Consider the following 2,577-nt stretch of genomic DNA (forward strand, 5'->3'; position numbering starts at 1 on the left):
AATGTATTAATTTCAGCGATTTTATTTCCTAGCCTGTGTTTGGCAATTATGAATTCCATAGTTCGGCGGCTAAGAGATACATAGCATCCTGACATTTTGCGCATTTAGTCTGTTTGCGAAGGCCCGGCGCTTCTGGCCAGCATGGCCTCTCTGTAACGGAAGCTGGGACCCGAAAAACCAAGAATGTAAGCGTGATGGACTAAGCGGTCAATCAAAGCTGCCGTAAGCCGATCGTCTTGGAATATCTCGTTCCACCTCCCAAACTCCAGATTAGAAGTAATGATGACGCTTTGCTGCTGGTAACTGTTGGAGATAACATGGAATAGCAATTGGGATGAAGTCTTCTCAAACGGGATGTAACCCAGCTCATCCAGGATGAGCAGATCAAGCTTTTGCAGCTGTTGCAGAGCTTTGCTGAGGTTTCCGTTACGGTGTTTTTCGGCCAATTCTGTTGCCAAGTCTAGTGCCCGGTAAAAGCGGACCTTCTTCCCCTGGGAGCAGGCTTTAACACCTAAGGCGATCGCCAGATATGTTTTTCCCGTTCCGACAGCACCTAAGCAGATGATGTTCTGCTTTTTCTCAATAAAATCCAGACTGAGCAGTTGATCTTTATCAAAGCCAGGTGGCCATGTAATTGGGTCATATTTGTAACCGTCAAAGGTCTTTACGACTGGGAATTTTGCCTGCCTGATTAACCTTTCGATCCGCTTGTCTTCCCTGTGTTTCAAGGCAAGCCTGAGGACATCCGTTAGATATTGCGTTTCATTTTCAAAGTTTACTTGCGCTGCCAACTTCGTTAGGTCACCGAGTTTCAGCTTTTTGCAGATGGCGGCCAATTCATTTTGCATGGCCGGTCACCCCCAGTAAATCATAGATGGACAAGTCCGGTTGCCATTGCGCCACCTCGGATGGAGTCCACGGTTCTTCAATTGGACCTGGCGTGGGTGTTGATGCACCGGCCTGCAAAGCGGCAAACATTCTTAAGCTGTTAATGTCGGTCCGGCCATAATCCAGGGCCTGTTTGGCCGCCTTAACCGCCACAGCGAGGGGATACTGCCGTAATACGGTAACTGCCGCAATTATTCGTTGTCGCCGCTCTTTTAAATCGGGCGCAGATAAGATATAGGTCTTGAGAGCGTCAGGCAGCGCTCTTAGATACACCGCCCTTTCTGCAGCTCGGGGACGATTAATGAATATCTCCAGTTCCGCTGCCCAATCGATGCTCTCAGCTTTCTGGAAGTAAACCCGTTTCACCGTATGAAGGACTGTTTCGCCATGCTCGTCCAGGATTTCAAGCTGGTCCCAGCAGGCTTTAATCAGAACACGGCACCCCGGAGCCACATTTGGGACCCTGTACAACTGGTCGTCAACACGAACTTCTCCATACTTGTTAACCGTGCGGGTAAAGAGCTGAAAGATATCCATGGGCATTTCGGGCAGCGGGAGCAGGTTTTTCAGATCATCTTCCCACAACTCGCTGATTAGAGCACCTTTTGCATAGTGCTCTCGTTCCCGGTCCGCGATCATCGCCCGGTTTAGATTGCGGTTGAATTCATCGAGGTCTTCGATGATCGGCAGTGGGCTGAAATTGTTGCGGCGGATATAACCGACTTTGTTCTCTACATGACCTTTTTCCTGGCCCTTACCCGGATTACAGAATTCTGCCTGGAACCGGTAGTGCCACTGAAAGGTCTTGAACATTTCTGTCAAAGTACGTTCTTCGCCGGAGAGGATCTTGGCGACAACCGGAGAAAGGTTGTCGAACCTAATGACCCGTGGAACACCGCCAATTAGGTAAAAAAGTTCTTGAAGGCCGTGTAGAAAGCAAACCCCATTCTCAGATGGGAGAACCAGGCAAACCTGAGCATTACTATGGGGGAAAGACAAAACCAACTCGTAATAAGTCTTGAGCTCATTGCCGGAAATCGCCTTGAACGCTCCAAAGTCCACTTGTGCTTCCCCGGGAATCTGTTCGAGCCGGATGGCTTGTTCTTGGGCGCTTGACCGCATTTCTTGTTTTATCTTGCGGACATATTCCCGTACAGTACGGTCAGAACCTTGATAACCGAGCTTTTGCAGCTCCTCAAAGATCCTTTTGGCAGTTCGCCTCTGCTTTTTGGGCATCCTCTGATCTTCGTGAAGCCAGGCCTCCAAGTATTCTTCAAAGCCTTCCATGACTGTTTTTTTCCTGGAGCACCTGCCTCGCCGGCGGAGGTCAATGCTACCATCTGCGTATTTCTTAGCTGTTTTCCAGTCGCATTTGACTCTTGCCGCAATTTCGCTAATAGATGCACCTTCAATATCCCGTAAATGTTTGATATAATCGATTTGAGTCACTGTTAGCACTCCTTTAAATTGCCTCCTTACAATGATATGCTCAGAGGCTTATTTTCAGGATGCTATGCAGTGACTCCTCCTTTTTTACCGAACTATGGAATTTTAGACTGCCATTCTCGGTATTCTTATACTACCACAAACACTTTCAAGCACATTGGACAAGGCATTTGTCTTAATCTGCCTCAAACGGGCATTGAATGACCGTAAGCCGAAGATTATCAATAGTGATCAGGGCAGCCA

At 48.2% G+C, this 2,577-nt stretch carries 2 protein-coding genes; both read right to left on the reverse strand.

Annotation, left to right across the window (positions count from 1 at the left end; translation table 11 throughout):
• Nucleotides 1-104: 104 nt before the first annotated feature.
• A complete protein-coding gene (istB, locus tag G5B42_RS10800; RefSeq protein WP_181340486.1) occupies nt 105-848 on the reverse strand; it encodes an IS21-like element helper ATPase IstB in 744 nt (247 codons plus the stop codon).
• Nucleotides 838-2,337: an IS21 family transposase gene (gene istA / locus G5B42_RS10805; RefSeq protein ID WP_181340487.1), complete on the reverse strand. Its 1,500-nt coding sequence runs from the start codon at nt 2,335-2,337 to the stop codon at nt 838-840. Before istA ends, istB begins: the two co-directional genes overlap by 11 nt.
• Between the last annotated feature and the right edge of the window lie 240 nt (nt 2,338-2,577).

Origin of the sequence: Capillibacterium thermochitinicola, from assembly GCF_013664685.1 — a bacterium.
GTDB lineage: Bacteria > Bacillota > UBA4882 > UBA10575 > UBA10575 > Capillibacterium > Capillibacterium thermochitinicola.